Annotated in this window: 16 protein-coding genes; 7 read left to right on the top strand and 9 right to left on the bottom strand. The window is 68.0% G+C overall.

Annotated features, from left to right (window positions below):
* Positions 1-116 precede the first annotated feature (116 nt).
* Positions 117-1,073, top strand: a complete 957-nt coding sequence (locus MT490_RS10625) for a homocysteine S-methyltransferase family protein (RefSeq protein ID WP_297387050.1) — start codon at positions 117-119, stop codon at positions 1,071-1,073.
* Between the two features lie 227 nt (positions 1,074-1,300).
* Here MT490_RS10625 and MT490_RS10630 read toward each other — a convergent pair whose 3' ends face one another.
* Both MT490_RS10630 and MT490_RS10635 read right to left on the bottom strand, forming a co-directional pair.
* Positions 1,301-2,488, bottom strand: coding sequence for an ROK family transcriptional regulator (locus MT490_RS10630; RefSeq protein WP_297387052.1), 1,188 nt, complete (start codon positions 2,486-2,488; stop codon positions 1,301-1,303).
* A gap of 100 nt (positions 2,489-2,588) precedes the next feature.
* A complete protein-coding gene (locus tag MT490_RS10635) occupies positions 2,589-2,732 on the bottom strand; it encodes a hypothetical protein (protein ID WP_297387055.1) in 144 nt (47 codons plus the stop codon).
* Positions 2,733-3,032: 300 nt separating this feature from the next.
* Between MT490_RS10635 and MT490_RS10640 the strand changes: the two genes are divergently transcribed.
* The 6 genes from MT490_RS10640 to MT490_RS10665 all read left to right on the top strand — a co-directional run bounded on the left by MT490_RS10640 (position 3,033) and on the right by MT490_RS10665 (position 10,947).
* On the top strand, positions 3,033-3,980 hold the full coding sequence (locus MT490_RS10640; RefSeq protein WP_297387058.1) for an ROK family protein: 948 nt from the start codon (positions 3,033-3,035) through the stop codon (positions 3,978-3,980).
* Between the two features lie 94 nt (positions 3,981-4,074).
* Positions 4,075-5,412 (top strand): MFS transporter, encoded by a 1,338-nt coding sequence (locus MT490_RS10645; RefSeq protein ID WP_297387061.1) that lies wholly within the window; start codon positions 4,075-4,077, stop codon positions 5,410-5,412.
* Positions 5,413-5,419: 7 nt separating this feature from the next.
* Positions 5,420-6,988 (top strand): glycoside hydrolase 43 family protein, encoded by a 1,569-nt coding sequence (locus MT490_RS10650; RefSeq protein WP_297387065.1) that lies wholly within the window; start codon positions 5,420-5,422, stop codon positions 6,986-6,988.
* Positions 6,989-7,046: 58 nt separating this feature from the next.
* Positions 7,047-7,781 carry a trehalose-phosphatase gene (otsB, locus tag MT490_RS10655; protein WP_297387068.1) on the top strand — a complete coding sequence of 245 codons (735 nt, stop codon included), beginning with the start codon at positions 7,047-7,049 and terminating at the stop codon, positions 7,779-7,781.
* Positions 7,778-9,559 (top strand): glycoside hydrolase family 15 protein, encoded by a 1,782-nt coding sequence (locus MT490_RS10660; RefSeq protein WP_297387069.1) that lies wholly within the window; start codon positions 7,778-7,780, stop codon positions 9,557-9,559. The genes otsB and MT490_RS10660 overlap by 4 nt, the downstream gene beginning before the upstream one ends.
* On the top strand, positions 9,556-10,947 hold the full coding sequence (locus MT490_RS10665; protein WP_297387071.1) for a trehalose-6-phosphate synthase: 1,392 nt from the start codon (positions 9,556-9,558) through the stop codon (positions 10,945-10,947). Before MT490_RS10660 ends, MT490_RS10665 begins: the two co-directional genes overlap by 4 nt.
* A gap of 6 nt (positions 10,948-10,953) precedes the next feature.
* Here the strand turns inward: MT490_RS10665 and MT490_RS10670 are convergent, their stop codons facing one another.
* The 7 genes from MT490_RS10670 to MT490_RS10700 form a co-directional block, all read right to left on the bottom strand.
* Entirely contained in the window at positions 10,954-12,198 is a 1,245-nt protein-coding gene (locus MT490_RS10670; protein WP_297387074.1) for an adenosylmethionine--8-amino-7-oxononanoate transaminase, read from the bottom strand.
* On the bottom strand, positions 12,195-12,824 hold the full coding sequence (bioD, locus tag MT490_RS10675) for a dethiobiotin synthase (protein WP_297387076.1): 630 nt from the start codon (positions 12,822-12,824) through the stop codon (positions 12,195-12,197). The genes MT490_RS10670 and bioD overlap by 4 nt, the downstream gene beginning before the upstream one ends.
* Positions 12,821-13,933 (bottom strand): 8-amino-7-oxononanoate synthase, encoded by a 1,113-nt coding sequence (locus tag MT490_RS10680; RefSeq protein WP_297387078.1) that lies wholly within the window; start codon positions 13,931-13,933, stop codon positions 12,821-12,823. Before MT490_RS10680 ends, bioD begins: the two co-directional genes overlap by 4 nt.
* A gap of 37 nt (positions 13,934-13,970) precedes the next feature.
* Positions 13,971-17,045: an alpha-L-rhamnosidase gene (locus tag MT490_RS10685; protein ID WP_297387080.1), complete on the bottom strand. Its 3,075-nt coding sequence runs from the start codon at positions 17,043-17,045 to the stop codon at positions 13,971-13,973.
* 7 nt (positions 17,046-17,052) lie between these two features.
* Entirely contained in the window at positions 17,053-19,149 is a 2,097-nt protein-coding gene (locus MT490_RS10690; protein ID WP_297387084.1) for a beta-galactosidase, read from the bottom strand.
* Between the two features lie 151 nt (positions 19,150-19,300).
* Positions 19,301-20,062: a FadR/GntR family transcriptional regulator gene (locus tag MT490_RS10695; protein ID WP_297387087.1), complete on the bottom strand. Its 762-nt coding sequence runs from the start codon at positions 20,060-20,062 to the stop codon at positions 19,301-19,303.
* A 229-nt stretch (positions 20,063-20,291) separates the two neighbouring features.
* Complete coding sequence (locus MT490_RS10700; RefSeq protein WP_297387090.1) at positions 20,292-23,099, bottom strand: TonB-dependent receptor; 2,808 nt, start codon at positions 23,097-23,099, stop codon at positions 20,292-20,294.
* Positions 23,100-23,993: the final 894 nt, after the last annotated feature.

Here is a 23,993-nt window from a genome sequence, read left to right on the forward strand (position 1 = left end):
CCCCATCAAGGGGGAGGGCTTTGCAGCCCGCCCGGCTAATTGAGTCCCGACCCTAGTCTGATCTTCCTCGCATGATAGAAGATCCGGGAGGTTCATCCACGGGGGGAAGACTTACGATGGCCCGGTACAGAGACGCGCTGCCGCAGCTCGGCGGCAACCTTTTCCTGACCGATGCCGGTCTGGAAACCGATCTGATCTTCAACCACGGCATCGAGATCCGTGAGTTCGCGGCGCACACGCTATTGCCCGAGGCCGAGGGACGGGCGGCGATCGAGCGCTATTTCGAAGGATTCCTGAACCTCGCCCGCGAAACCGGCGCCGGCTTTGTCCTCGATACCACGACGTGGAAGGCACACCGGCACTGGTCGGCCGATCTCGGCCAAAGCCCCGACGAGCTACGCGCGGCGAACGAAGACGCGGTCGCGCTGGCGAGCAGCCTGCGCGCGCGTTTCGAGGGCGGCCCGCCGATCGTCCTCAGCGCGACCATCGGTCCGCGCGGCGACGCCTATCGCCCCGAGCGCAAGATCCCCGCCGATGAGGCCGCCGAATATTATGCCGAGCAGCTCGGCTGGCTCGCGCCGACCGAGATCGACATGGTGACCGGCCTGACCTTCAACCAGTCGAGCGAAGCGGTGGGGCTGGTGCAGGCCGCCACGAAGCTCGGCCTGCCGGTCGCCATTTCCTTCACCGTCGAGACCGATGGCAGGCTACCCGACGGCCAGTCGCTCGCCGACGCGATCCGGTCGGTCGATGCGCAGACGGAAGGGGCGACGGCTTATTTCATGGTCAATTGCGCCCATCCCGACCATTTCGCGGGCGCATTGCACGATGCGGACTGGGCCCGCCGCATCCGCGGGATCCGCGCCAATGCCTCGCGCCGCAGCCATGCCGAGCTCGACGAGGCGCCCGAGCTCGATGCCGGCGACCCGCATGAGCTGGGCCAGCTCTACGCCGATCTTGCCGCGCGGATGCCCTGGCTCAACATCTTCGGCGCGTGCTGCGGCGGCGATCTGCGGCACGTCACCGAGATCGCGCATGCGCTGAACGCGCGGCCGGGCCGAAACTCAGGATAGCGCTGGCAATGTAGGATTTGTTCTGCTTTCGTTCGCTCATGGCCGAGCAGCACGATTCCCGCAATAGGCGCGCCCATTCCTGTCGGTTGCTTCGCGCGCGCACGCGAAGGAGCAGTAAACATCGTAAACCGCCAAAGCGTCAAAAACGCTGGAAATCCGCGCGAATCCGGGCTTTTCTGGTCCAACCGGAAGGTTGGATGTCGCGCATCGCGAACCTTTTGGTTGGTTCAGGCCGAAGCCTTCCACAAGGCCGCCTGCTTGGGCAGCAGGAAATGGCTGAACGGCAGGATCGCCGCGCCCACCGCCGGCGCATCCTCGGACAGCGCCGCGCGGATGACCGGCGCGACCGTCGGCAGCTGGCTCGCGCGCTCCTGCATCAGCGCGTTGACCCGCGCGGCGAGCCGCTCGAGGATCGCGGTCGGCAGCCGCCCGCCGACCAGCACCGCCGCGGGGTTGATCAGGCAGTTGATCGCGTCGAGCGGGACGGTGAGCTGGCGCGCGGCGTCCTCGATCCATGCGGCGACGCAGGCGTTGGTCGCTTTGTCGGGATCGGTGGCGTGCATCACATCGGCGAGCCTGCATCCGCTGCGTTCGAGATGGCGGGCGAGGCCGGACAGCGAGACCATCCGCTGGATCTCCTCGCCCTGCGCCGCGCGCATGAAGCCAAGCTCGCCGCTGCGACCGTCGGCGCCGCGCAGATAGGAGCCGTCGACCACCAGCCCGCCGCCGAGGCCCGAGGAGATCAGGATGTAGAAGAAGCTGTTGTTCTTCTGCCCGAGCCCCAATTGCATCTCGCCCATCGCCGCCGCGGCGGCGTCGTTCTCGACGAAGACCGGCAGGTTGAGCGGTTCGCGGAACAGGTCGATCATGTTGACGCTGTCCCACGCCGCATAATCGGCGGGGCGGCCGGGCAGGTCGACCAGCCCGAGATCGTCGGGAACCGCGACGCCGAGCCCGACCACCTTGGCGACGTCCACCTTCGCCTTGCGCAGCATGTTCCTGATCGAGCGCCGATAGAGCGCGCGGACGTGATCGGGCAGCGCGAAGTCGACTTCCTCGGAGACGCGGGTGAGCGTCTGCCCCGAGAAGTCGACGACCACCAGGGTGATGTGATCGCGGTCGATATTGACGCCGATCGAGTAGCAGGCGTCGGCGCGCACCACGAGCTTGGTCGGCGGCTGGCCGCGCCCGCCGCGGCGCTGGCCGGCCTCCTCGATCAGCCCGTCCTGCAGCAGGCGCTTGGTGATGTTGGCGATCGCGGGTCCAGTCAGCCCGGTGATGCCGGCGAGCTCGACGCGGGTGAGCGGGCCGAGCACGCGGATCGCGTGCAGCGTCACGCGCTGGTTGTGATCGGCCGCGCGCTCGAGGTTGGTGCCGGAAAGGCGCGGGCGGGCGCCCGTCGTCGTGGCCGTCATGCGCGGGAGGTCACGCTGTGGGCACGGAGGATCGCAGCGCCGGGCCGTCCGATCGGAAAGGTAGCGCTATCAGCAGTCGAAGCCTTGATTTCCGTGCCTGTCATTTCCGGCCCTCGACTGTCCTTTCCATGGTCTCCAGTGCGACACCGCGCGTCTCGGGGAAGTATCGCCAGATCACTACAGCCTGCACCATCATCGCGCCGGCGAACAGCCGGAACGGCAATACCTGGGTATATTGTGCCACCACGGGAAAGCCAAAGGCGCATTCGTGCCCCGCTATCGCCGCAGCCACGGGGGCCGCCGGACGGGTCCGCGAAAGCCCGGGCTGCCCCGCAGTCGCCGCGGCACCGAAGCCGCAGGACGGCCCTGCGAGGCCGTGCCGCCCAAGGGGTTCGGCTTGCCGTTGGATGCACTCATCGCAATCCTCCCCGCGACCGTTGAATTATGTAATTTGGATTATTAATGGCGGCCGCAAGGCTGTACGACCCCAGGGTTTCACAGGCCCGAAGGGTTTCACAAGCATATGGCTGCAATGGGAGGGGGAATGTCGAACGGTTTGCCGTCGTCCGGGCTGGCGGATGCTTCGGATGGCGCTCCGGCGGAGGACCTTCCTTTTGCCGGCGTCGAGCTGGGGGGCACCAAATGCGTGTGCACCCTCGCCTCCGGGCCGGGCAGGATCCTCGACCAGCAGATCGTGCCGACGACCAGCCCCGACGAGACGCTGCCGACGATCCTCGAGATATTGCACGACTGGAACCGGCACCCGGGCTTCCGCGCGCTGGGCATCGCTTCGTTCGGGCCGATCGAGCTTGATGCGCGCTTGCCGGCTCATGGCCATATCCTGGCGACCACCAAGGCGGGCTGGGCCGGCACCGACGTGCTCGGCACCCTGTCCGCGCCCTTCGCGGTGCCCGTGGGGTTCGACACCGACGTCAACGGCGCCGCCCTGGCCGAGATCGCCTGGGGCTGCGGCCAGGGGATGGACGACTTCGCCTATGTCACGGTCGGGACCGGCGTCGGCGTGGGGCTGGTCGTCCATGGCCGCCCGACCCGGGGCTTCGCGCATAGCGAATTGGGGCATGTGCGGGTGCCGCGACTGGCGGGAGACATGCATCCCAGCGTGTGCGCCTTCCACGAGGATTGCGTCGAGGGGCTGGCTTCGGGCTCGGCCCTGGTGTCGCGGCTCGATGGCCGGCGCGTGCGGGACGTGGCCGCGGACGATCCGGTCTGGGAGCCGGTAATCGCCTATATCGCCGCCATGGCGCATGCGATCGTCTGCGGATCGGCGCCGCAGCGCATCGCGATCGGCGGGGGCGTGGTCACCGCGCAGCCACACCTCCTCGCGCGGATCGAGGCGGCGCTGTCGAAGAGCCTCAACGGCTATATGCAGCTGCCCCGGATCGGCGGTTACGTCACGCCCCCGGCGCTGGGCGACATGGCGGGCCCGATGGGCTCGATCGCGCTCGCCGCCGCGGCATGCGCGGCGGCCTAGCCAAGCGTGGCGGGCTGTGCGAATTAGGAAATCAAACATAATAATCGCAGGCGCCGCGGAGACCGGTGCAAGCACCAGCAGGAAGGATTTTGCCGTGGCGCGTCCGAGTACGAGCACGTCGAGCACTACGCTGGCCTTCGCGGCCGTGACCACGCTGTTCTTCGCATGGGGATTCATCACCTCGCTGATCGACCCGCTGGTGGCCTCGGTGAAGGGCATCTTCACGCTGACCAATCTCCAGGCGCAGGCCGCGGCCTTCGCTTTCTTCATCGCCTATGGCCTGATTTCCTTCCCCGCGGCCGCCCTGCTGTCGCGGGCAAAGTCGATCCCGACCATCCTGATCGCCCTGGGCCTGATGATCGCCGGGTGCCTGGTGATGCTCGCCGCGGCCAATCTCGCGGTCTTCACCTTGGTGCTGCTCGGCCTGTTCATCCTCGCCAGCGGGATCACCATCCTGCAGGTGGCGGCCAACCCGCTCGCCGCGGCGTTGGGCGATCCCAAATACAGCCATTTGCGGCTGACGCTCAGCCAGACCTTCAACTCGATCGGCACCTTCATCGGGCCGCTGCTCGGCGCGCATCTCTTCCTCAAGGGGGTCGAGGTGAAGGAAGGCATGGCGATCACTCCCGCGGTGCGTGCGGAGGCGCTTGCCGGGATCGATTCGGCCTATCTGTGGATCTGCGCGCTCATCGCCGCGCTGGCGGTGTTCTTCTGGCTCAGCCGCCGCGTCGTCACCGAGGCCGCGCCGCCCGTCGCCTCGACCGCGGGACTGTTCTCGGCGCTGAACTCGCGCTGGGCGCTGTTCGGCGCGCTCGCCATCTTCCTCTATGTCGGCGCCGAAGTCGCGATCGGCACCCAGATGGCGTTGCTGCTCAACGACAACAGCGTCTGGGGGCAGTCCGATGCGCCTTTCGGCGTGCCGCTTCTCGGTTATCTGATGGGGAGCGATGGCGTGCCCGGCGTATCGCTCCAGGAAGCCGGCAAGGCCGTGGCATTCTATTGGGGCGGAGCCATGGTGGGCCGCGCGATCGGCTCCGGGCTGCTTGCCGCGGTCCGAGCGCATGTGCTGCTCGCCGTGTTCACGGCGATCGCGGCTGCGATGTGCTTCTATGTCTTCGCCGTCGGCGGCGTGACCGCGGGCTTCGTCGCGCTTTCGATCGGGCTGTTCAATTCGATCATGTTCCCGGTGATCTTCACGCTGACGCTGGAACGCTCCACCGGAACGGTCGAATCGACCTCGGGGCTGCTTTGCACCGCGATCGTCGGTGGCGCCTTGCTCCCACTGCTCGTCGGCGCGCTGTCCGACAAGCACGGCTACGCCTTCGCGCTCATCGTTCCGGCCGCCTGCTATGTCGCGCTCTGCCTGTTCGCGTTCCTCGCGGGCCGCGCGCAGATCGTCCGGGCGGAAGCGGGCGCGGCGTCGATGCACTGAGCGCGTGATGGTGGCGAAGCTGCTGCGTGCCTGCGCGCTCCCGGCTCTGCTGCTGGCGGCGGGCGCGGCGGAGGCGCAGGTCTGGCGGTCGGACCAGGGCGACCAGACCTATCGCAACCCGCCGCTCAATGCCGACTATCCCGATCCGGACATCATCCGGGTGGGCGACATTTTCTATTTCGTCACCACCACCTTCGCGAATTCGCCCGGCCTCACCATCCTAGAGTCCCGGGATCTGGTGAACTGGCGCATCGCGACGCATGTCGTGCCGAGGATCGACGGGCACCCGCGCTATGACCTGAAGGAAGGCGGTGCCTATCGCCAGGGGCTGTTCGCGGCCAGCCTGCGGCATCATCGCGGCCGCTTCCACATCGCCGTGACTCCGGTCGGGTTGAACACGCGGATCTACAGCGCCGATCGGATCGCCGGGCCGTGGAGCCATGTCGAACTCGATCGCGCCGCCTTCGATCCGGCCCTGTTCTTCGACGACGACGGCAAGGCCTATCTCGCCACCTCGATAGGCTCTGACGGCACGATCACGCTGCTGACGCTCTCGCCGGACCTCCGGTCGGTGCAGGCGTCGCGGAAGATCCATTATGTGAAGGGCGCCGAGGGATCGAAGATCATCAAGCGCGGCGGCTGGTATTATATCTTCAACGCCATCCCGTCGCGGCTCGGCATGACGGTGTCGCGCGCCCGCAACCTGCCCGGTCCCTGGGAGACGCGCGACCAGATCGACGATCGCACCGGCGGGCACCAGGGCGCGCTCGTCGATCTCCCCGACGGCGGCTGGTACGGCTTCGTGATGCGGGATGCCGGTGCGATCGGGCGGGTGACCAACATCAGCCCGGTCTTCTGGCAGGACGACTGGCCGGTCTGGGGCACGCCCGAGGCGCCGGGCCGCGTCCCCGCCTCCGCACGCAAGCCGATCCAGGGCAATCCCTTCGCGGAGCCGCCGGGCTCCGACGACTTCACGGCGCCGGTGCTCGGGTTGCAATGGCAGTGGAACCACAATCCCGAGAATGCGCGCTGGTCGCTGACCGAGCGGCGCGGCTATCTCCGCCTGCGCCCGACCGTGTCCCAGGACCTGTGGTCGGCGCGGAACACTCTGCTCCAGAAGGGGCAGGCGCCGCGCGGGCGCGGCGTGGTGAAGCTCGACATCGCGCAGGTGCAGCCGGGCGACCGCTGCGGCTTCGGCACCTTCGGCAAATATAGCGGCCAGATCGTCGTGACCGGGACCGGCGGCGGTGGGCACGCGATCTCGATGGAGCTCACCGAATCCACCCAGGAGGGGCCCAGGACGCAAGTGCGTGCCGCGGCGCAGCCGATCGCGGGCACACGGCTGTGGCTGCGCGCCGACATGGACTTCATCACCGATCGCGCACAGCTCGCCTACAGCATGGACGGGCGGAGCTGGCACGAGATGGGCGATGCGTTCCCGCTTGCTTTCGACTGGCGGACCGGCACCTTCCAGGGGCAGCAATTCGCCATCGCCTGCTACAGTCCGACGCCGAGCCGGGGCTATCTGGACGTCGACAGCTTCACGCTCTCGGCGATCCCGCAGGGAACAAAATAGGCCGAGATACGATGATCGGGGAGTGCCCCCCGTTCCTTCCCTCCCGATCCCCAAGGCCATGGATCCTCCGCCAATCGATCTGCTGCGCGCGGATGCGAGCCTCTTCCTCGATTTCGACGGGACGCTCGTGGAGATCGCCGACACCCCCGATGCCGTAGTGGTGAACACGCAGCTTCGTGCGGTGCTGCGGAAGCTGTTCGAGCGGCTGGGCGGCCGCGTGGCGCTGATCAGCGGCAGGCCCGCGGAGCAGGTGGCGGCGTTGCTCGACCGGCCGGCGCTCGACATCGTCGGCAGTCACGGGATGGAGTTCCGCTGGGCCGATGGGCGTCGCGCGCTCGCCGAGCGGCCAGCGGGGCTGGCGATCGCGGGCGAGCGGATGCGCGTGCATGCCGCGGGGCGCCCCGGCGTGCTTCTCGAGGAAAAGCCGCTCGGCGTGGCGTTGCATTTCCGCCAGTCGCCCGAAGCGGGGGCCGCGTGCGAGGCGCTCGCGGCGGAGCTGGCGCAGGCCCATGGCCTCCATTTCCAACCGGGGAAGATGATGATCGAGGTCCGGGCGCCCGGTGGAGACAAGGGCGAGGCGGTACGAGCCCTGATGGCGGAACCGGGCAGGGCGTCCACGCGTCCCCTTTTCATGGGTGACGATCATACGGACGAACCCGGCTTCGCTGCGGCCAAGGCCCTGGGTGGTGCCGGCATATTGGTCGGCCCGCCGCGCGCGACGGCGGCGCGCTATCGGCTCGACGGGGTCCCGGAAGCGCTTGCATGGCTTGCTGCGGCCGGCAACGCCGCGTGATGGATCTCGATCTCTGGCCGATCGGCAATTGCCAGGTGAGCGCGCTGGTCGATCGCGGCGGGCGGTTCGTCTGGGGCTGCGTGCCGCGCGTCGACGGCGACCCGCTCTTCTCCGCGCTGGTGGGAGGCGAGACGCCCGAAGCGGGGTTCTGGAGCGTGGAGCTGGAGGAGTGCGTCTCCACCGAGCAGACCTATCGCCGGAACACGCCGATCCTCGTCACCCGCCACACGGACTTGGCGGGCAATGCGATCGAAGTGATCGACTTTTGCCCCTATTTCCGGCGCATGGGGCGCAGCTATCGGCCCATGGCGTTCGCCCGGATCGTGCGCCCGCTCGCCGGCAGTCCGCGCATCCGCATGCGGCTGCGCCCGACCAGCGGCTGGGGCGGCAGTTGCGCCAGCCGCGTGGGCGGCTCCAACCACCTGCGGTTCCAGCTCGACGATCTCGCGATGCGGCTGACCACCAACGCACCAGTGGGCATGGTCCACGAGGAGCGCGTCTTCCGGCTCGAGCGCCCGCTTCACTTCTTCCTTGGGCCCGACGAGGCCTTCCAGGGCGATATCGCCGCCACGCTCGACGCGATGCTCGGCGAGACCGAGGAGGAATGGCGCGAATGGGTGCGCGGCCTCGCCATCCCGCTCGAATGGCAGGAAGTGGTGATCCGCTCCGCGATCAGCCTCAAGCTCTGCCAGCATGCGGAGACCGGCGCGATCGTCGCTGCGCTCACCACCTCGATCCCCGAGCATGCGGGGTCGCAGCGCAACTGGGACTATCGCTATTGCTGGATCCGTGACGCCTATTACACCGTCCAGGCGCTCAACCGGCTCGGCGCGCTCGATGTCCTCGAAGCCTATCTGGGCTATCTGCGCAACATCGTCGACGGCGCGCGGGGCGGGCACATCCAGCCGCTCTACGGGGTGCTCGGCGAGGGCGTGCTCGAGGAAAGGTTCGCGCCGGACCTCGCCGGCTATCGCGGCATGGGTCCGGTCCGCGTCGGCAACCAGGCCTATGCGCAGATCCAGCACGACGCCTATGGCCAGATCGTGCTCTCCAACGCCCAGGCCTTTTTCGACCAGCGGCTGTTCCGCATGGCGGGGGTCGAGGATTTCGAGGCGCTGGAAAAGGTCGGCGAGCGCGCCTGGGACTATCACGACCAGCCCGATGCCGGCCTGTGGGAGCTCCGCACCCGCCAGAGCGTCCATACCTATTCGGCGGCGATGTGTTGGGCGGCGTGCGACCGGCTCGCCAATGCGGCGCAGGCGCTGGGCCTGGAGGCGCGGCGCGCCTTCTGGCAGGACCGCGCCGACCATATCCGCGCGCGCATCGAAACGGCCGCCTGGCGCGAGGACACGCGGCGCCTGTCGGCGACCTTTTCGGGCGACGATCTCGACGCGAGCCTGATCCAGTTGCTCGATCTGCGCTTCCTCTCGCCGGGCGATCCGCGCTTCGTCGACACGCTCACGGCGGTGGAGGCGGGGCTCCGGCGCGGATCGCACATGCTGCGCTACGCCACCGAGGACGATTTCGGGCTGCCCGAGACCGCCTTCAACGTCTGCACCTTCTGGCTGATCGAGGCGCTGCACTTCACCGGCCGCGGCGCCGACGCGCGCGCCTTGTTCGAGGAGATGCTGACGCGCCGCACCGCCGCCGGGCTGCTTTCCGAGGATATCGATCCGGTCAGCGGCGAGCTCTGGGGGAATTATCCGCAAACCTATTCGCTGGTCGGCATGATCAATTGCGCCGCCCTGCTGAGCAAGCCCTGGAGTTCGATTCGTTGAGCAGGTTGATCGTCATCTCGAACCGCGTGAGCGCCCCCGACGGATCGCATTCGGGCGCCCAGGGAGGGCTGGCGGTCGCGCTCGAGGCGGCGCTGCGCGAGATGGGCGGCATCTGGTTCGGCTGGTCGGGCGAGCAGGCCGAAAGCTTCACCGGGCAGGTCAATCTGCAGCGTGGCCAGGGCTATACCACGGCAACGGTGGACCTCGAGGAACAGGACATCGAGGAATATTATAACGGCTATGCCAACCGCACCCTGTGGCCGCTGTTCCACTATCGGATCGATCTGGCCGAATATGAGCGCGGTTTCGCAGGCGGCTATCAGCGCGTGAACGAGCGTTTCGCGGAGACGGTGCGTCCGCTGATCGAGCAGGAGGACGTGGTCTGGATCCAGGACTATCACATGATCCCGCTCGGGCAGGAGCTGCGCCGCCGCGGGTGCCGCAACCGGATCGGCTTCTTCCTGCACACGCCCTGGCCGCCCCGCCGCCTGCTCGCCACGCTCCCCGAGGCGAACGAGCTGGCCGAGACGCTGTTCGCATATGACGTGATCGGCTTCCACACCGAGGAATGGCTGCAGTCCTTCTGCGACTTCGCCCGGCTCGAAATGGGCGCCGAGGTCGAGGACGGCAACGTGCTGCGCTTCCGCAACCGGACCGTGCGCGTAATCGTCGCGCCCATCGGCATCGACACGACCGAGTTCCGCGGGCTTTCGGAGAGCGAGGCCGCACGGGCGACCTGCACGCAGATGGAGCGCAGCGCCGTCGGCCGCGCGATGATCGTCGGCGTCGACCGGCTCGACTATTCCAAGGGGCTCGAGGAGCGCTTCCTCGGCTTCGAGCGCTTCCTTCTGGAGCATCCGGAGGAGCGCAAGGAAGTCTTCCTGCTCCAGATCGCTCCGCCGTCGCGCGCCTCGGTCCAGAGCTATCAGCGCATCCGCAACACGCTGGAGGGCCTTTCGGGCAGGATCAACGGCGCGCATGCCGATCTCGACTGGGTGCCGATCCGCTACGTCAACCAGGGCTATCCGCGCGACGTGCTCGCCGGGGTGTTTCGTGCGTCGAGGATCGGGCTCGTCACCCCCTTGCGCGACGGGATGAACCTCGTCGCCAAGGAATATGTCGCCGCGCAGGACCCCGAGGATCCCGGCGTGCTCATCCTGTCGCGCTTCGCCGGCGCCGCCGCGCAGATGCGCGAGGCGGTACTGGTCAACCCCTACAGCGCCGAGGAGATCTCGGACGCGATCCTCGAGGCTTTGCGCATGCCGCGCGGAGAGCGCATCCGCCGCTGGCGCGCGCTGATGGACGGGATCGAGCGCGAGGACGTCATGTGGTGGCGCAAGCGCTTCACCGACGAGCTCATGGCCGTGCCGGAGCTCGCGGCGGTTTGAGCGGTCTCATTCGCTGGAGAGGAATTCCCCGAGCATCGCATAGATCGCGTCGAGGTCGTCGTCGTCGGTGCAATAAGGCGGCATGACGTACACCGTGTTGCCGAGCGGGCGGAGCAGCACGCCGCGCTCGCGGGCGAACCCCATCAACCGCGGCGCGACGGACGAGAGATAGCCCGCCGCTCCCTCGATCTCGAACGCCGCGATCGTCCCAAGCCGACGGGCGTTGGCGACCTTCGGGTTCCCGGCGAGCATGTCGAGCCGCACCTGCTGACGCCGGCCGAGATCGGCCACGCGCGCGAGCACCGGCTCCTCGCGCCAGATCGCGAGGTTGGCGGCCGCGGCGGCGCAGGCGATCGGATTGGCCGTGTAGCTCGACGAATGGAAGAACATCCGCGCGCGATCGTCGGACAGATGCGCCTCGAATATCGGCCCCGTCGCGAGCGTCACCGCGAGCGGGACCGCGCCGCCGGTCAGCCCCTTGGAGAGGCAGAGGATGTCGGGCACCACTCCCGCTTGGTCGCAGGCGAGCAGGCTGCCCGTTCGGCCCCAGGCGGTCATCACCTCGTCGGCGATGAACAGCACGCCGCGGCGGGCGCAGATTGCGCGCATCTCGGCGAGCAAGGCGGGCGTATAGGTCTTCATGCCGCCCGCGCCGAGGATCAGCGGCTCGACGATGAACGCGGCGGGCGCTTCGCGGCAATGCGCCTCCAGCGCGTCGAGCGTCGCCTGCTCGCGGCCGGGCTCGGGGAAGGGGATGGTCGCGACGTCGAACAGCAGCGGCTGGTATGCCTGGTTGAACACGCCGCGCGCGCCCACCGACATCGCCCCGATCGTGTCGCCATGATAGCTGTGCTCCATCACCACGATGCGATGCCGCGCCGCGTTCCGGTTCGCCCAGAAGCCGAGCGCCATCTTCAGCGCCACCTCGACGCTGGTCGAGCCGCTGTCGGAGAAGAACACATAAGCCAGCGGATCGGGCATCATCGCCACCAGCCCCGCGGCCAGCGTCTCGGCGGGCTCGTGGGTCCAGCCGGCGAAGACGACCTGGTCGAGCTTGCCCGCCTGCCCGGCGATCGCGGCCATGATCCGCGGATCGGCATGGCCGTGCGTCGTCACCCACCAGGACGAGATGGCGTCGATGATGCGATCGCCCTCGGCCGTGTAGAGCGCCGCGCCCTCGGCACGCGTGACCAGCGGGATCGGCTCGCCGAGGCCATGCTGGGTGAAGGGATGCCAGATCGGCGAGGTCATGCCGCGAAGTCCGCGAGCTGGAAATTGGCCGCGAAGGCGTCCGCCAAGCTTTCGCGCGCGAGCGGATCGAGGATCGGCAGCCGTCCCAGCCGGCGGACGCCGCCGATCGCGGCGATGGTCGCCTCGCTGTCCTCGTTCGCCTCTCCCACGAAGGCGATGCCTAGGATCGGCACCGCGCGGGCGCGCAAAGCCTCGATCGAGAGCAGGCTGTGGTTGATCGTGCCGAGCGCCGTGCGCGCGACGAGCACTACCGGCAGCCGCCAGCGCGCGAAGACATCGGCATAGACCAGCTCGCGCGTGAGCGGCACGAGCACGCCCCCCGCGCCCTCGATCACCAAAGGCCGATCGCAGGAGGGTAGAGCGAGCCGCGCCGGATCGATCGTCACGTCGTCGATCTCGGCCGCGCGGTGCGGCGAGCAGGGGGTGCGTAGGCGATAGGCCTCGGGCAGGATGCGGTCCTCCGGCAAGCCGGCGAGCGCCGCTATCCGGGCGCGGTCGCCGCCCTCGTCGAGCCCCGCCTGGACCGGCTTCCAATAGGCGCCCTGGATCGCGGCTGCGAGCGCCGCGGCGAACACGGTCTTGCCGATGTCGGTGTCGGTGCCCGTGACGACGATCCCCCGGCTCATGCCAGCGCCTCGGCGAGCGCCGCGACGTCGTCCATGCCGACATTGAGCGTGAGCGAGATGCGCAGCCGCGAGGTGCCGGCGGGCACCGTCGGCGGCCGGATGCCGCGCACGTCGAAGCCCGCGGCCTGCAATGCGGCGGCGCGACGCATCGTCCGCGCATCGTCCCCGAGGATCAGCGGCAGTATCTGCGAGTCCGTGCGGGTCACGCCGAGCGGCGCGAGCAGCGTCTGCGCCGAGCGGATCAGCTCGTGCAGCCGTTCGCGGCGGTCCGGCTCCTCCGCCAGCAACCGCAGCGCCGCGCGCACCGCTGCCGCCATCAGCGGGGAGGGCGCGGTCGAGAAGATGAAGCCCCGCCCGCGATTGACGAGGAAATCGCGCATCGCCGCCGGCCCGCACAGCAATGCGCCCTCGCAGCCGAGCGCCTTGCCGCAGGTGTGCAGCGTGATGACGTTCTCGCGCCCCTCCAGCGCATGCGCGAGCCCGCGTCCTTCGGCACCGAACACGCCGGTCGCATGCGCCTCGTCGATCAGCAGGATCGCCTCGTGCCGGTCGGCGAGCGCCGCGAGCATGTCGAGCGGCGCGCGGTCGCCGTCCATGCTGTAGAGGCTCTCGACCGCGATCCAGATCCGGCCGGTGCCGCCCTCGCGCCGCCAGGCGGTGATGGCGTGGTCGAAGGCGTCGACCTGGTTGTGCGCCGCCGCGCGATATTGGGCGCGACCCAGCCGCATTCCTTCATGCGCGCTCGCATGGACCAGCGCGTCGTGCACGATCAGGTCGCCGCGCTGGGGCAATGTTGCGAACAAGGCGGCATTGGCGGCATAGCCGCTCGAGAAGAACAAGGCCGCCTCGCTTCCGAAGAAGCGTGCCGCTTCGGCTTCCAGCGCCTCGTGCTCGACATGGTTGCCGCGCAGCAGCCGCGAACCGCCCGAGCCGATCGGCACCCCGCGGCCCAGCGCCTCGGCGACGGCGGTGGCGAGCTGTGGCGCGCCCGCCAATCCGAGATAGTCGTTCGAGGAAAAGTCCCGTCCGGCCCGCGCTATCAGCCGCCGCGACCGATCCTGCGCGGCAAGGTTCGCGAGATCCTGCTGCTGGCTTGCGAAATAGCGCATCCGCGCGCCCTACACAGGCTTTGCGGATATGGACAGGTCAGGCGCGGGAGGTCAGCTCATGCCGCCCTGGGCCATAGGTCCGGCGCAGGCCGGGCAGCATGAGCTCGGCGGTCGTGTTCGCGGGAACATCCAGCCGGACGACGACGCGGCTGCGCTCGCGGACCCAATCCAGGCGGATGGGGCCGGAAGCGCTTCGCAGCGACACGCCAGCGGAGCCGATGCGCGGATCGAAGGCGGGGGCGACCCGGAAACGCCTGAAGCCGGGCTCGACGGGCTCGATCCCGCCCACCCGGCGGTAGAGGAACGAGCAGACGGCGCCGAAGGCATAATGGTTGAACGAGTTCATCGACACGTCGCCGACATCGCTGTTCCAGCGTTCCCAGGTCGTCGTCGCGCCGCGGCGGACCATATATCCCCAGGAGGGATAGTCGGTGCGCAGCAGCAGGTCGTAGGCGAGGGCGGTCTCGCCGGTGTCGACCAGCGCGTCGAGCGCGAGCGGCGTGCCGAGGAAGCCGGTCGACAGCAGGGTGCCGCGCCGCCGGATGTCCGCGGCCAGCTTCGCTCCTGCGGCGGCGCGCAGTTCCTTCGGCACCAGGTCGAGGCGCAGCGCGAGGACATAGCCGGTATGGCTGCCATTGCCGACAATGCCGTCGGCCGCGACGAAGGCCCGGGCAAAGGCAGCCCGTGTCGCCTCGGCGCGGCGCCGCCAGAGGGGCGCGTCCTCCCGGCCGGTCCACGCCGCCATTTGCGCCATCTGGTCGAGCGAGCGCGTCAGCATCGCGGTCGCGATCAAGGGCTTGGGGGTCGTCTCGTCGCCCGGCCATTTGGCGTCGAGCGCCAGCCAGTCGCCCAGGTCCGCGCCGCGCCCTTCCTTCCAGAGCCCGTCCGGATTGGCCGCCAAGATGCCCTCGAGATAGGCGGTCATCGCCGCCCAATTGTCGTCGACCACCGCCGCGTCGCCATTGTGCAGGAAGCTGACATAGGGGAGCATCACCCCCGCGTCCGCCCATCCCGGGGTCGGCGTCGACGATCCCCATCCCAATCCCTTGGGCGAGGGCGACCACATCGGATAGGCGCCGTTCGACGCCTGGTCGGCACGCAGCATGCGCGTGAAGGAGCGCGTGAAGCCGCCCACGTCCATGTTGAAGGCGGCGGTGTCCCAGAAGACCTGGGCGTCGCCCGTCCAGCCGAGTCGCTCGTCGCGCTGCGGGCAATCGGTGGGATTGCCGCGGAAGTTCGATCGCTGGCTCCACAGGGTGTTGAGCCACAGCTTCTGGATCATGGGCTCGGCGATCGTGAAGGTGCCGATCTCGGGCAGGTCGCTGGAAAGGACGACGCCTTCGACCATGTCCGGGCGCAGCTCGGCGAGGCCGTCGACCTGGGCGTAGCGAAAGCCCTGGAAGGTGAGGATGGGTTCGAGCGTCTCCCGTGCCTCGCCGGCCAGGACGTAGCGATCCTCCGCGCGCGCCACGCGCAGGTTGCGGCGGTCGAGCATCCCGTCGGCGGTGAGGATCTCGGCGTGCCTGACGGTCACCAGGCTCCCGCGTTCGCCCGCCACGGTCAGGCGCACGCGGCCCGCGAAATTCTGTCCGAAATCGATGAGATGCGTGCGCGGCCCGATCCGGCGGATCGCGAGCGGCGGCACGATGCGCGTGGCCCGGATCGGCTGCGCCAATGGCGGCACCAGTTGCGCCGCGGGGGCAGGGGCCGACCATGCGCGCTCCCAACCGCCATCGTCGAAGCCGGGGGCGGACCAGCCCTGCGGCCAGTCGCGGCGATCATGATCTTCGCCGGCATAGATTTCCGACAAGGTGATCGGCGACTGGCGGTGGCGCCATTCGGAGTCGGTTGCGATCCGCTCCACGGCGCCGTCCACGGCCTGTGCCTCGATCATCAGCCTGAGGCGGCGCGGGGCGGGGCCATAGGCCCAGCGGCCGTCGGGTGCCTGGTAGCTGGCGTAGAAGCCGTCGCCGGCCAGCACCCCGACGACATTGTCGCCCGCCCGCAACAGCGGCGCGACGTCATAGGTGCGATAGGGGATGTGCTGGCGATATTCGGCGGGTTCGCACTGGAGCTCGTCGTCGCCCACCCGGCGGCCGTTGATCCAGATCCGATAGCCTCCGAGCGCCGCGACGTAGAGCCGAGCCGTGCGCGGAGCGGCGTCCAGACGGAACGCCCGGCGCAACAGGCGCGCGGGCGTGGGCGGCCAGGGGAAATGCCCTTGCTCCTCGCGCATCGGCGCAGGGGGCCAGCTGCCGTCGGGGCCCGCGACCTGCCAGCCGTCGACCAGCCGCCGGACCGAGCCGTCGGCCTGCGGCACCCGGATCTGCGCCGCCAATGCCGCCAAAGCCTTGCCGCCCTCCCGACGCGCGGCGACCTCGGCTGTCAGCACATGCTCGCCCGCCGTCAGCGCGAGGGGGAAGCTCGCCGCCGGCGGCCCACCATAGGCGTCCGGATGCCAGGACGGCACTTCGATCGGCTGCCCATCGAGCGCCAGGCGCAGGAGCCTGCTCGCGGTGTGGATGGTCAGCCGGCCCTCGCCGGCGCGGCTGCGGAAGGAAAGGCGGAACCGGCCGGGTTGCCGCTCGTCCGGCGTCTGCGCCTCGATCCAGCGCGGTTCGGCCAGCCGATCGTCGCGCTCCGCCGCGCTTTCGACCGCCAGCCATTCGCCCGCCCAGTCCGCCGGCTGCAGCAGCCCCATTTCCCAGACCGCCGGCGCGCTCCAGCCGGATTCCCCGCCCAGGCTCCAGAGCTTCACCTGCCAGTGGCAGCGCTGCCGCGAGACCAGCGCCTGGCCGGCGTAGGGCACACCCGTCGCGACGCCGCCTTCGACGCGCCCGCTGTCCCAGAGGTCGGCTTTTCCCGCCGCCAGCATCGCCGGATCGCTCGCGACGCGAATGCGATAGGCGGCCTGAAACGCGCCCGGCGGACCGATCACCTGCCAGGACAGCATGGGCCGCGCGTCGCCTATCTCCAGCGGATCCTGCAGCGCGGCAGCGCGCAGAGCATCGGCTCCGAGGCGCGTTGCCATCCGGGCGTGCGCCCTGGGCGTCACCAGCCAGCCGGCGCCGAGGCCGCAGGCCAGCAAGGTGCGGCGATCGATCAGCGGCATGGGCCCGTCAGTCCTCGACCACGGCGACGCCCCAGGGCGGCAGCGTAAGCGCGTCGCCGCTGCCCAGCCTGCGTCCGGTGAGGAGCTCGGTTCCCGGCGCGACGCCCGGCGCCAGCGTCGCCGGCCGCGCCGAATAGTTGAGGACGTAGCGCACCCGGTGACCGTTCTTCAGCGTGCCCCCGCGCACGATCAGCGGGAAGCGTGTCGACCCGACCGGGACCTCCGCCCGGCGCGCGGCATCGGCGAGCAGCTCCTCGATCAGCACGTCGCTCGGCATGAAGCCGACATAGGTCACTTCGCCCTTGCCGTAGCGGTTGCGCGTGATCGCGGCGTCGGCGGGCCAGGAGGGGTGGCGGTATCGCGCCAGCACCGTCGCCGTGGTCGGCTTCAGCATCTCCATCCACCAGCGCACCTTGAGCGCCTCGGGATCGGCCGGCGCGCCCGCGCGGAACGGATCCATGTCGAGCGTCACGTCGTGCGGGGGCGTGTACATTTGATAGGTCACGCCCGCCGCCTCGGCGATCCCGCCGGGCTGCGCGGCATAGCGCACCTGCGTATTCTCGTCGGAAAAGCCGCTCTTGAAGGTGTAGACGACATGGCCCCCGCCGCGGGCGAAGGCGTTGAGCCGCGCGAGCTCGGCGTCGCTCGCGGCATAGAGCGCGGGCACGACGATCAGCTTGTAGCGCTCGAGCGGGGTCTTCGAGTCGGGCGAGAGTATGTCGGCTTCGATATTCTGCCGGTAGAGCGCGTCGTAGAAGGGGCGGAGCACTTCGTTGTAGCTGATGCTCTGGCCGTCGGCGTTGATGCGGAACGAATCGAAGGCGCTCTGCGCACGGTTGCTGACATAGACCGCGACCTGGTTGCGCTTGGTCATGTCGACCAATTTGGGTCCGAGCCGCCTGAAGTCCGCGCCGATGCCCTTGGCTTCGTCATAGAGCGCGTTGGGCTTGTAATCCTGCCCGAGCAGCCCGCGCCAATAGGTCTCGACCGCATTGGCCGTCGTCGCCCAGTGCCAATATTCGACCAGGTTTGCGCCGGAGGCGAGGTGGCTGAACGCCTGGAGCCGCAGCTGGCCGGGGAAGGGCGTCCATTCGGGGAAGCCCTGCGCCTGGGTCTCGAGCACCAGATAATTCTGCCCGTCGCGCATCGAGCGGGTGAGATCGCCGCCGAATGCGATCTCGGCGCCGGTCAGCCGCTCCTGGCTGGGATGGTAGATGTCCACCCCCGCGACATCGAGCGGGCGCGCGGCGAGCCAATGGTTCACCTCGGGCTGCACGCCATAGGAATGCCCGCGCCAGCCGAGATCGAAATTCTGCGTGATGAACTGGTCGGGCCGGGCATGGGCGCGGACCAGGCCCGCCTGCCAGGTCAGGAATTCGGTGACGAGGCCGCGCTGGAACTCGGCGAAGGCGTTGGCGACGCTCGCGTTCATCGTGCCGTTGGTGGAGGGGAAATCCTCCCAGCGATTGATCCGGTTGCTCCAGTAGTCGAGCCCCCAAGCCTTGTTCAGCGCGTCGAGGCTCGGCCATTTCGCCTTCATCGCGGCGGCGAAGGCGGCCTGGACGTTGGGGCCGCTGGTGCCATAGGCCTTGGTCTCGTTGTCGACCTGGTAGCCGATGACGGCGGGATGGTCCTTCACATGGTCGATCAGCGCGACGATCACGCGCTCGGCCGCGGCGCGATAGTCGGGATCGGTGATGTCCATGTTCTGGCGGTAGCCGAACTCGGCGCGGCCGTTGGGGCGGGTGACGAGGACGCCCGGACGCGCGCGCGCGAGCCAGGTCGGGATGGCATAAGTGGGCGTGCCGACGATCACCTTGATGCCGTGGCGATGCATCGCCGCCAGCATCCGATCGACATGGGTGAAGTCGAACACTCCCGGCTGCCGCTCGAGCGTGCCCCAAGTCGATTCGGCGATCCGGACCACGCTGATGTTGGCGGCCTTCATCAGCCGCGCATCCTCCTCGACACGGTCGACGGGCGTGTATTCGTCATAATAAGCGACGCCGTACAGGATCGTGTCGGGAAGCTTCGGCGCCGCTGCGCCGCCGGGCGCCGCCAGCAGCAGGGCCGATGCGAGCAGCGCGCGCGTGATCTTCTTCACCGACTGATCTCCCGGTTCGTCGGGGCGTCCTCGTTCGCGGCGCCGCGGCTATCGCCGCGAACGCCTCCCCCCGCTTATCATGTAGGACGGCAAATTATTATGTAGGACAATAAGCCAGAGAAGGTGCCGGTCAAGCCTGGAGCGGTGGACCCTAGCTGCGTGTCGAGTGCCCGTTCCCCTTCGCCGCGGCGGCTGCGCGGCGCGTCTCTTCCTCGATCGCGACTTCGGTATCGATCTGGGCCTGGCGGACGAGCACCGCGGTCGCCTCGCGCGCGGCGGCCGCGTCGCTGTTGGCGATCGCCTCGAACAGCGCCTGATGCTGGGGCATCGGGTCGTGGGGCTGCTTCATCGCGCGATATTTGAAGAAGGTGGTCCAGCGCACCGCCGCCGAGATGCTGGCCGAGAGGCTGATCAGCAGCTCGTTGCTGGTCGCCTCGAGGATGAGGGTGTGGAAGCGCTCGTCGGCGGCACGGCCCATCTCGTTCGACAATCCATGCTTGGCCATTTCCTCGAGTGCGTGGCCCATGCGTGAAAGCTGGCGCGCGCTCCGTCCCAGGGCCGCCAGCTCGGCCGCCGAGGGCTCGACGATCATGCGCAGCTGGAAGAGGCTGTGCACGAAGGGAAGCGGCGGCGCGCCTTCGAACATCCAGCCGAGCAGCTCGGGATCGAGCATGTTCCAGGAATGGCGGTCGCGGACCTTGGTGCCGGCCTTGGGCTTGCTCTCGACCAGCCCCTTGGCGGACAGCATGCGCAGCGATTCGCGTATCACGCTGCGCGATACGCCGAATTTCTCGGCCAGTTCGACTTCCCCGGGGAGGACCGTGCCGGGCTCCTGCGATCCGGTGACGATCGACACGCCAAGCTGCTGTGCCAGAGAAATATGGGCAGGTCGCCCGCGCTTGCCCGCCGTCATGTCTTCCTCCGAGAGCGCGAGCTTAGGCTTGCGGATGCCGCTGCGGCAACCCCGCCGTTACCGAAACGCGTGTTCTTGTCAGGCAATCGGTGCTGGCTGGGCCAGGCCGCTTGCGATCCGCACGGGATATCGGTTCATCTTGTCTGACAATAATCGAGGATAGCTGATCCCGTGATCCATGGGTTCGTCGAAGGAGCGGGCGCCGCCGCCCCTTCGACGAAGCAAGCAATCAGAAGCGGAACCGCGCGCCTACGCCGAAGTAGCGGCCCTCGTCACGAATGTCGCGCGGATAGTAACGATCTTCCGCATATTGCGCATAGTTGTTGAAAGGCTTCGCAAGAATGTTCGCGACATCCAGGGTAAGCGTAACCGCCTCGATCGGCGTATAGTTGAACGAGAAATCCAGGCGGCTGATATTCTCGGTTCCCTCACCCAGGTATACGCCCTGCGCGTTGACGAAGTTCCCGTTCAGGAAGGACGCACGGTTGTTCAGGGAGAGGCGCGAGGATACCTTGCCCTTCTCGAAGAACAGGGCCGCATTGTAGGTCCACTTCGACAATCCCGGGATCTTGACGAAGGGCGGTTCCGCGTTGGAGCCCGTCACGCTGGCAAACAGGTTCGCAGGATATTGCTGCTCGCCGTCGAGATAGGTGACGTTCGCCTGCACGCCGAAGCCGCTGAGGAAGCCGGGCAGGAAGTCTAGGAAGGTCTGACCGCCGACCTCGACGCCCTTGATCCTGCCCGCGCCCGCGTTCTCGGGGCGGTTGATCTCGATGAGGCCATACACGGGATCGATCGTACGATTGGTATAGTTCGCGATGAAGCCGTTCAGATCGCGATAGAATACGGCTGCGCTCAGCGAGGCGGTGGGCGAGAAGTAATATTCGACCGTGGCGTCGTAGTTCGTCGAGGTCAGGGGCTTCAGATCCGGGTTGCCGCCGCCGCCATAGGCATTGGGACGCCCCTGGAGCCCGAGTGCGAAGCGCGTGTCCGGAACCACGCCGCCGGGCGGAATGGGGGAGGTGTTCTGCGAGATGGAGAGCGCCGGATTGAGCTGCCCGAATTCGGGCTTGGTCCGGGTCTTCGTCACGCCGAAGCGGATCTGCAGCTTGTCGTCCGGGCGGATGCGGAGGCTGAAGTTCGGAAGCACGTCGACATAGTTCGCCTTCGTCACACGCGGTTCGCTGGTCGTGACGCCATTGAAGGTGACGTTCGAATTGCCGCTGTACCGCCCGACGGTATTGACCACGCGCGCGCCGATCAGGCCGTCCACGTGGAAACTGCCCAGATCGAATTCGTACTTGGTCTGGCCGTAGAACGCATAGGTCTGCTCTTCCGCGAAGAAGGCGGCGCGGGGATCCAGCTGGACGGTAGGCGTCGAGAAGCGCGCGAGCGCATCGCGATAGCCCGCATCATTGGGATTCGCCGCAACGATCTGCTGCAGCGACTGGTAGGCGAACTGCCGCAACGCGGCGGCATTGCCGGCAATGCCCTCGCGCGAAGGCATGAGCCAGCTGGTGAAGCCCTGGTTGCCGCGGAACGCGTTCGGCGTCAGCTCGAGCGCGCCGGCCGGCGTGTTCGCAAGGGGGATGTTGAGCGTGTCGGTATAGGCGTAGCGGCTCCCGCGCTCGAGCGAGGCGTCGCGATCGGTCCACCGCACGCCGAACTGGAATCTCGGGAGGAACGAGATGTCCGTGTCGAGGTCGAGATCGCCCCGCCATTGCCATCCCTTGCCCTGCACGCGGTAGATGCTCTCATAATAGCCGCGCCAGCGATAATTGGCCGGATTCTCGACGTCGAAGCCTTCGAAGTCCCATGACACGCCGTTGTCGACGAAGAATTGGACGTTTGCCGTCGGCGAGCTGAACAGCGAGGAGTCGAAGCTCCATTCGTCTGAGCCATATTCGCTTCGCGTGTAGGCGAGGTCGGTCGACAGCTTGGCGCGACCGACGGTCCATTTGATGCCGCCCGCAGCCTGATAGGTGTTGGTGTAGCCGGCATTGGTGCTGCGATACGCTTCGGGACGGAAGCCGCCCACCTTGGTCAGGCTCTCCACCTGATCGGGCTTGTCCTCGCGCAGGACGACATTGGTCAGCGTCGGATTGCCGTCGATCAGCGGCGTGCGCCACCAGTCGTTGGCGCCGCGTCCGCGATAGCCCTGGTAGAGGAAGTCATAGTAGATCTCGAGGTCGGGAGAGGGCTTCCACTGGACGCTGGCATTGAGCGCCGGGCGCCAGCGCTTGCCGCTGTCATTGTACACGCCGACCGCCGCGGGGATGCGGAAATCGCGACCGACGGACGCAGGCGAGATCGTCGAGCCCGCGCTCGGGGTGGTGATCCAGCCATCCCCCCAGCGCACCGCATTGCGATACTGCGCCTGGCTGTAGGAGGCATTCACCAGAATGCCGATCTCGCCGATGCCGCTCTCGGCGCGGGCGCTGATCAGGATGTTCCCGAGCGGGTCGAACTTGTCGCTCTGATCATTGTAGGTGCCGCGAATGCCGCCGGCGATGACGAAATTCTCGGCAAAGTCGAACGGGCGGCGCGAGCGGACGTTGACGAGGCCCGCAAGGCCGGGTTCGAGCAGGTCTGCGGTGCCCGACTTGTAGACCTCCAGGCCGGCCAACGCGCCCGCAGGGAAATCTTGCAGCTGGGAACGGCGGAGTTCGGCCGTGAAGATGTCGCGGCCGTTGAAAGTGGTCGCGACGTCGGGGAGGCCGCGAACCAGGACCTGGCTCACTTCGTCGCTGAAGCGATTCACCTGCACGCCGGTCACGCGTGCAAGCGATTCCGCCGCCGTGTTGTCGGGGAGCTTGCCGATGTCCTGGGCGACGATCGCGTCCAGGATCGCATCGGAATTGCGCTTGATCGCCTGCGCGGTCCCGAGGCTGGCGCGATAGCCCGTCACCACGATGTCCCGGGGGTCGGCCTCGGTGCCGGCTTCGTCGGCGGGGGCCTGTTCCGTCTGCTCCTCTGCGGCAGGAGCGTCCTGCGTCGTCGATGTGGCTGCGGTCTGAGAATATGCAGGAAGCGCCATCAGCGCCAACGGTGCAACCGAAACGAAAAGCCCAAACCGCTTCATATTAGTCCCCTCTCCTGGGCCGCGCCCCTTATGGCGTCTGGCAAAAATTTATTTGTCTGACAAACACCGCGTGCGTCAAGAGTATTTCTGAAAAGTGCGGTGACTCTGAGAGGAATCTCCCTCTTCGGCCGCATAATTGTCAGGCAAATAGCTCACGCTGAGCGGGATTGAGCATCGCCCCCGAATCGATGCAGGCCCGCTTCGGCGAGTAAGTGGCATTAGGCAGGCGGCCTCGTGTCGCCAGCGATGGACCTGCCTTCGTCATCGCGGCGTAAGCGGGATCTCATGCGACGGGCACGCGGCCCGAGGCCCCGGCTATGCGGGGATGACGAGCTGTTGATTGTCGAGGCTCCCAGGTCCGGATCCGGGCCCATCCCATGCGCGCATACGCCGATCACCAGAGACGCGGGCGCATTTGTCTGATTTTGTAGCATGGGCGCCTGTCGCCGCGCCCGGCGGGCGACGGGGTACTCCCGCGCCCGCCTCCAAGTTCTCGCAAATGCCGGGGTTTGCGCGTCCGCGCCGCTCCCTGTGGCACCCTGGCCACAGGGGCAAAAAAATGCCTGACACCGTTGCCAGACCCCAATTAGTATGACTAGTAATCATAATCATCACGAATCGCGCGTCCGCCAGAGGCGCTGTGATGTGCTGCGGGCCATCGTCCGCGGCATCGACAATGGAGGGGAGGTTTCTGAAAATGGCGCAAATTCGATCAACGGGTACTGCACTCGGTGGGTCCATGCTGGCACGCACGGGCGTTTCGCTGATCGCCGTCATGGCGATGACCGCGGCGGCCCCGGCATGGGCTTCGCGGGATGGGAATCCGGCGCCGGAAGGGGTCCAGGACAG

Source organism: Sphingomonas sp., assembly GCF_026460985.1.
GTDB lineage: Bacteria > Pseudomonadota > Alphaproteobacteria > Sphingomonadales > Sphingomonadaceae > Sphingomonas.

Bases quoted from the DNA above. Each gene is read 5' to 3' on its own strand.
- MT490_RS10625 (WP_297387050.1), top strand. From the start codon at position 117: ATGGCCCGGTACAGAGACGCGCTGCCGCAGCTCGGCGGCAACCTTTTC.
- MT490_RS10630 (WP_297387052.1), bottom strand. From the start codon at position 2,488: ATGACGGCCACGACGACGGGCGCCCGCCCGCGCCTTTCCGGCACCAAC.
- MT490_RS10640 (WP_297387058.1), top strand. From the start codon at position 3,033: ATGTCGAACGGTTTGCCGTCGTCCGGGCTGGCGGATGCTTCGGATGGC.
- MT490_RS10650 (WP_297387065.1), top strand. From the start codon at position 5,420: ATGGTGGCGAAGCTGCTGCGTGCCTGCGCGCTCCCGGCTCTGCTGCTG.
- otsB (WP_297387068.1), top strand. From the start codon at position 7,047: ATGGATCCTCCGCCAATCGATCTGCTGCGCGCGGATGCGAGCCTCTTC.
- MT490_RS10670 (WP_297387074.1), bottom strand. From the start codon at position 12,198: ATGACCTCGCCGATCTGGCATCCCTTCACCCAGCATGGCCTCGGCGAG.
- bioD (WP_297387076.1), bottom strand. From the start codon at position 12,824: ATGAGCCGGGGGATCGTCGTCACGGGCACCGACACCGACATCGGCAAG.
- MT490_RS10680 (WP_297387078.1), bottom strand. From the start codon at position 13,933: ATGCGCTATTTCGCAAGCCAGCAGCAGGATCTCGCGAACCTTGCCGCG.
- MT490_RS10685 (WP_297387080.1), bottom strand. From the start codon at position 17,045: ATGCCGCTGATCGATCGCCGCACCTTGCTGGCCTGCGGCCTCGGCGCC.
- MT490_RS10695 (WP_297387087.1), bottom strand. From the start codon at position 20,062: ATGACGGCGGGCAAGCGCGGGCGACCTGCCCATATTTCTCTGGCACAG.
- MT490_RS10700 (WP_297387090.1), bottom strand. From the start codon at position 23,099: ATGGCGCTTCCTGCATATTCTCAGACCGCAGCCACATCGACGACGCAG.